This window comes from Streptomyces sp. NPDC057543 (assembly GCF_042801895.1).
Lineage (GTDB): Bacteria > Actinomycetota > Actinomycetes > Streptomycetales > Streptomycetaceae > Streptomyces.
The window spans coordinates 1-5,401 of record NZ_JBHVFF010000419.1 but is presented as its reverse complement, the minus strand read 5'-3'; the positions used below and the strand labels follow the sequence as shown (position 1 = coordinate 5,401).

The 5,401-nt window shown below is 68.9% G+C and carries 5 protein-coding genes and 1 pseudogene; 2 read left to right on the top strand and 4 right to left on the bottom strand.

The genetic code is table 11. The annotated features are described in order from the left end of the window. Together ACFU8Q_RS38715 and ACFU8Q_RS38710 are read right to left on the bottom strand one after the other, a co-directional pair. A pseudogene (locus ACFU8Q_RS38715) lies at nt 1-133 on the bottom strand (mandelate racemase/muconate lactonizing enzyme family protein); the annotation flags it as partial. 38 nt (nt 134-171) lie between these two features. Then, nucleotides 172-1,260, bottom strand: a complete 1,089-nt coding sequence (locus ACFU8Q_RS38710; RefSeq protein ID WP_384464045.1) for a sugar ABC transporter substrate-binding protein — start codon at nt 1,258-1,260, stop codon at nt 172-174. Nucleotides 1,261-1,441: 181 nt separating this feature from the next. On the opposite strand from ACFU8Q_RS38710, the gene ACFU8Q_RS38705 reads away from it, so the two are divergent. Beyond that, nucleotides 1,442-2,146 carry a GntR family transcriptional regulator gene (locus ACFU8Q_RS38705; RefSeq protein WP_384464042.1) on the top strand — a complete coding sequence of 235 codons (705 nt, stop codon included), beginning with the start codon at nt 1,442-1,444 and terminating at the stop codon, nt 2,144-2,146. 218 nt (nt 2,147-2,364) lie between these two features. Continuing rightward, nucleotides 2,365-3,393 carry a hypothetical protein gene (locus ACFU8Q_RS38700; protein ID WP_384464040.1) on the top strand — a complete coding sequence of 343 codons (1,029 nt, stop codon included), beginning with the start codon at nt 2,365-2,367 and terminating at the stop codon, nt 3,391-3,393. Here ACFU8Q_RS38700 and ACFU8Q_RS38695 read toward each other — a convergent pair. After that, on the bottom strand, nt 3,336-3,893 hold the full coding sequence (locus ACFU8Q_RS38695) for a flavoprotein (protein WP_384464037.1): 558 nt from the start codon (nt 3,891-3,893) through the stop codon (nt 3,336-3,338). The genes ACFU8Q_RS38700 and ACFU8Q_RS38695 overlap by 58 nt on opposite strands. Nucleotides 3,894-3,972: 79 nt before the next feature. After that, the gene (locus ACFU8Q_RS38690) at nt 3,973-4,533 is read right to left on the bottom strand and encodes a hypothetical protein (protein ID WP_384464034.1); all 561 of its coding nucleotides are present in this window, start codon (nt 4,531-4,533) and stop codon (nt 3,973-3,975) included. Nucleotides 4,534-5,401 lie beyond the last annotated feature (868 nt).

Below are 5,401 nucleotides of genomic sequence, written 5' to 3'. Positions count from 1 at the left end.
CCACAAGGCCGTCGGTCGTGTTGATGGTGACGAGGACGGTCTCCTGCTTGACGAACGACTGCACTGCGTCGGTGCGGTCGGTCTCCACGTCGATGTCGGCCAGCAGGGCCGTTGCGTTGGTGATGATGCTCATGCGTGTGTGCTGACTTTCTGTGTCTGTGGCCGGGGTGGTCAGCCGCAGGAGAGGAACTCGTCGGCGAACTGCTTCTTCAGCTGAGCGGTCGTCGCCTCGCGCTCGTCGTCGTAGGTGGTGACGTTGTCCTTCGTGACGACGAATGAGCCGGAGTCGATGATCTTGCCGGGCTGCTTCATGGTGCACTGCTTGGTCTGCAGCAGGGCGAGAGCCCAGGCGCCGATCTCCGCCTGGCCGACCGGGTTCTGCACGACGGTGGCGCTGACGGAGCCGTTCTTGATCGAGGAGAGGATCTTGGCGTCGTCGTCGATGGCCACGACCTCGGCCTTCGAGCCGGACTCGCGTACGGCCTCGGCGGCGGCGACCGCCGGGTTGTAGGCGGTGGAGACGATGCCCGCGATGTGGCCGCCCTTGGCGGCGAGCAGGTCGGACACGGCCTTCTGGGCGGTCTGGAGGTCCTTGTCGATGTCGGTGATGGTCTGCAGCAGGGTGACCTTGCCGCCGGTCTCCTTCACCGCCTTCTCCACTCCACGCTTGCGCAGCAGGGTGTTGGCGTCGACGTTGTTGCCGGTCAGATGGACAAGGGCGCCCTTGCCGCCCATGGCCTCGATGGCGGCCTTCGCGGCCTTGTACGCGGCGAGCTCGACATCCGTGGAGAGGCAGAAGTCCGCGTCGTTGGTGTCGCCTGCCGGACAGGAGCCCAGCGATGCGACGGCGAATCCCTGGGACTTGAGGTCCGCGAAGGTCGTGTTGATGTCGGTCGGGGACACCCCGAAGATGCCGAAGGCGTTGTAGCCGCGGGCGGCGAGCGTCGAGAGGAGGTCGTTCTGCTTCTGCTGGTCCCACTCGGCGGTCTCGTCGAAGGTGACGTCGCCCAGCTTGAGCGTCTTCTTGGCCCCCTCGCCGGCCTGCTTCCAGGGCTGGAAGTAGGGGTGCGCGCCCCCCGGGACCAGCGCGACCTTGGTGCTGGAGCCATCGACCAGCTCGGCCGTCCCGACACCGGCCTTTCCCGAGGCGGCGCCCATGGCGCCGGGCTCGTCCGAGTTCTTGACGGTGCAGGCGGACGACGCGGTGACCAGAAGTGCCAGGGTGACGGCGGCCGGCAAGGCGGTTCTACGACGGCTCATGGTTGTGTCTCACTCAAATCAAATAGGATTTCGTTGCCGTGATGCTGAGGCAGAATGGCCGTCCGCGTCAAGACCTGCGTAGAGGCAGTTGATTGGCGCCAGGGAGGGTGAAGATCGTATAGAACTTGCTCGATGGTGTCGGGGGCCTGTCCGGTGCCGGTGTCGAAAGGAGTCCGAGGAGATGTCGGTGGACGCGAAGGAGCCCGGAAGGTCAGCACCTCCTGCCGCGCGGCGGGAGGTGCTGACGGACAGTGTCTACGAGGCCGTCAAAGCCATGGTGATGGACCACGTGATCCAGCCGGGTGCACGGGTGGGCATCGAGGCGATCTCCCGGTCACTGGGGGTCTCGGCCACTCCCGTGCGCGAAGCGCTGGCCCGGCTCGAGTCGGACGGACTGGTCGTGAAGCGCTCGCTGTCGGGATACCGCGCCACCGTACTGCTCACCCGACAAGGCGTGGAGCAGCTCTTCGAAATGCGGCTGCTCCTGGAGCCGCCGGCCGCCGCGTTGGCCGCCGAGTGCGCCGGGGACGGTGACCTGGACCGGATGGAGACCCTGGTCGACGAGATGCAGGGCCTGCCCGACAAGGGTCACAACTACGCCGTCTACGGCCGCTTCGCGGTACTGGACCAGCGCTTCCACGATGCGCTCGCCGCAGCTTCGGGCCGGACGATGCTCGCCGCGGCAGTGGAGCGTCTGCATGCGCACCTCCACCTCTTCAGGCTGAGCCCCGTCACGGGCGGCAGCCCGGCGACGGTCGTGGAGCACGGACGCATCCTGAGGGCTGTGCTGCGACGCAGCCCGGAACGGGCATCGGAGGCCATGCGTGAGCACCTGAAGCTGAGCCTGGGCCGCCAGCTCGATCGCTACGGGCAAGGCGGCGTCTGAAACTCCGGGCGCCATCCGCCGCCACTGGGGACGGGGAACCCCCTGAGTTGCGTCGTACGGGCTTTGGCTGCGCCGTATGTCCCCTACGACGATCGGGACGGCCGCCGGAAGGAAGCCCGGCGGACGGTCAACGCCTGGGGGATGTCCTTGACCTGGGGGCGGTCGGTGCGGACCTGGCGGAACTCCTGGACGCACAGGTCGAAGCCGCGGATGTTGCATTGGCCGGGGAACGGGCCCAGGCACTGGACGACCAACGGGTCCGCGAGGCACTGGAGCACGACGGGTTCTGTCCTCCGCCCCGGGAAGTGGAGGAAGCGGTCGCCGCGTTGCGGGCCTCCGGCGTCGACACCGCGGTGTCAGGCTTGCAGTTCCTGCGCGAGACCGTGCCCGCGCACCGCCATGACGACGTCCTGGCCGCGGTACCTCACCTCATCGATGGCGTCGTGGTCTGCGGTCCGGCGCCCGACGTCGACCTGGCAGCGGTGGTGCGGCGTACGGGGCTGTCGTTGCGTGGTGTGGTCGCCGTGGGCACTCAGGAGCGGGCCACCGTCCTCGGCGACGGGAACGGGAACGGCTTCACCGTGCTGCCCGTCCACCCGGCGGCCCTCGACGCCGACGCCGCGGAAAGAGAACTGCGGCGCCTGTCCGGCCGGCCGGACGCACTCGATGACCGGCTAAGGGATCTCACCCGGCTGCGTGAGAAGGACCGAGCTCTGGCCGTACGTCTGCGTACGCACCTGGAGGCCTTCGGGCCGGAGGCGCAGGCCGGGCTGGAACAGAAGCTGGTCAGGCTCGACGAGAAGGTGAACGAACTCACCGGTCTCACGCAGGACCTGGACGCGCAGGCTTCGGCCGTCGAGGACGAAGACCGGCGTGCCACGGCCAGGATCGACGCGAGCGCCCGTTGTCTGACCGACCTAGCCGGACTGGTGCCCCGTATGCGGTTGCTGGTCGCCGACTCCCGCGAGCTGCCTGGCCTGCTCGACGAAGTCCGCCGGGCCAGGGACGAGGAACGCGAGCACCAGGCCCGCGTCGAAGAGCTGGCCGCCATGTACCAGGACGCGCAACAGCGTGTCGCATCGGCTGCCGACGGTGTGAAGGACTGCGTCCGGGTCACCCGGTGCAGGACTGCGGAGGTACAGCAGCAGCCTCTCCACCGCCGCAGGCACCGCCAGCACGACGGCGCTGATCAGGCCGGTGCGGACAGTTTGGGAGTAAGCAGCTCCAGCGCCTCTTCCCAGCGGTAATGGTCCGCCCCACCGCCGGCCTTCGGCTTGTGGGGCTCGTACGAGCCGATCAGGACGCCCATCTCGCGTAGCCGCTCCAGGCTCTGGCTGTATGCGGGATGGGCGGCCTGCGCCGAGTTCAGGTAGGGCATGACGGCAGTAGGGATACCGAAGCCGTACGCCTCGCACAGGATGCCCAGCGCCAGGGTGTCCGAGATCCCGGCAGCCCATTTGTTGATCGTGTTGAAGGTGGCCGGGGCCACCGCGATGGCGTCGGCGGGCGGCAGCGGGCGAGGGTCGCCGGGCGAGCGCCAGGCTGAGCGGATCGGGTAGCCGGTCTGTGTCTCGACCGCCTCGGCGTCTATGAAGCCGAGGGCCTGCGGGGTGGCGACGACGCCCACATCCCAGTTCGCCTTTTGGGCCGCGGTGATCAGGATGCCGACGTCGCCGGCGATGCCGGAGGCGCACACGACGACGTACAGGAAGGGCTTCTTGGTCTGCCGGTCTGGCTGATCACTCACGCGGGGACTCCCAGTTGTCGGCTGAAGCGGTGCAGTTCAGGCAGCGTACGGCGGCGGTCGCGGGCGGCCATGTCGGCCACTAGCTCGCGGACGGCCGGGCGACGGATGTCCTGGGCCGCGCAGCTCTCGGCGATGCGAAGGGCCTGGTACCCGTCCGCCAGGCGGCCCTGCTGGCTGTAGGCGCGGCTGGCCTCGATCCACAGGGCGGCACCACGCTCGGGGACAGGGATGTGGCGGGCATGAGAGGCCGGGCGGCGTCCAGGGCGATGCCCGCGTCGCCGAAGACGACGGCCGCGCTGAGTCCGTGCAGGGCGACGTTGGTCGGGCTGAAGTTGGCCCAGGCGTCGGGGCTGTCGAGTGCCACGTAGCGGGCGACTTCCTTCGCCTCGGTGAGGAAGTCCTGGGTGGCGGAGCGGTCGCCGCCGCTGCTGGCGGCGGTGACCCCGCGCAGAAGCAGCAGTCCGAGTGCCGCGAGGTACTTCGGGGAGCGCTGGTCGTACGAGGCCGTGAGCTGGTCGGCGGTGTGCCGGACGAGGGTGACGGCTTGAGCGGTGTGGCTGTCGCGGTCCAGGGCGTGGGCGTGAAGGCGGACGCTGGAGGCGAGGACGACGGGATCGCCGGAGCGTTCGGCCTCGGACATGGCGCGTCCGACCGCGAGCCAGGCATTGCCCTGGCCGCTCTGCTTGAGCAGCAGGCTCGCCGAGGAGCCCGGACAGGTCGCTCGAGCCGGGGCTTTCGCTGATGGCCTGCCGAAGCTGCCCGATCAGGACGGGCAGCGTGCCCTCTAGCTTTGTGTAATCGCAGGTGCAGAAGAGGCGTCGTACACCTGCGACTTGGTCTCGCATGCTCTGGAGGTCCGGCACTGGTTCGGCAGTCACACGGGCTACTCCGGGCAGCAGGGACTGGACCAGGTCCTGATGGGCGGTGCTGGGGAGGGTAGGGGCCGCGAGCGCGGCGATGCCGGCGGCGAGAACGGTACGGCGGTGCATGTCCTCTGTCTCGGGTTCGGAGTGGTTGATGTCCGAGGTGGCGGCGAGGCCGAGGCGGTGTGGCGGAATTGCCAGCACGTGCGAGACCTCGCGCAGGATGCGGATGTCGTCCGTGCCCCTGCCGTTTTCCAGGCGGCTCACCTTGGACTGGTGATAGCCCAGGGCGGAGGCGACTTCCTTCTGCGAACGCCGCTGTAATACGCCGGCCTGGCGGATCACTTCACCGATCCGTCTCGCTTCGCTGTGCGCTTCGGCCATCTGTGCCACGGCTCCTCCTGCCGTCGCCGATCCTACGGTCCAGCGCGGGCAGCGTGAGCCAACCGTCGGCTGGCCGGGCTGGCCAGGCGCGCCGAGGTCGCCGCCACCGATGCCGCATCGCCGCGCCGGTACCGGCAGACCGGGGCCGGTGCTGCGGTGGAGGTCGCACAGCCGGATCTGCCGGTCTACGACCGCATCTTCCAGCTGATCGAAGGCAAAGCACGGCAAAGCAGGTATAGACGGAGAGGCTGCCAGACGTGG

Coding starts and splice junctions, on each gene's coding strand:
- ACFU8Q_RS38710 (WP_384464045.1), bottom strand. CDS start 1,260: ATGAGCCGTCGTAGAACCGCCTTGCCGGCCGCCGTCACCCTGGCACTT.
- ACFU8Q_RS38705 (WP_384464042.1), top strand. CDS start 1,442: ATGTCGGTGGACGCGAAGGAGCCCGGAAGGTCAGCACCTCCTGCCGCG.
- ACFU8Q_RS38690 (WP_384464034.1), bottom strand. CDS start 4,533: ATGTCCGAGGCCGAACGCTCCGGCGATCCCGTCGTCCTCGCCTCCAGC.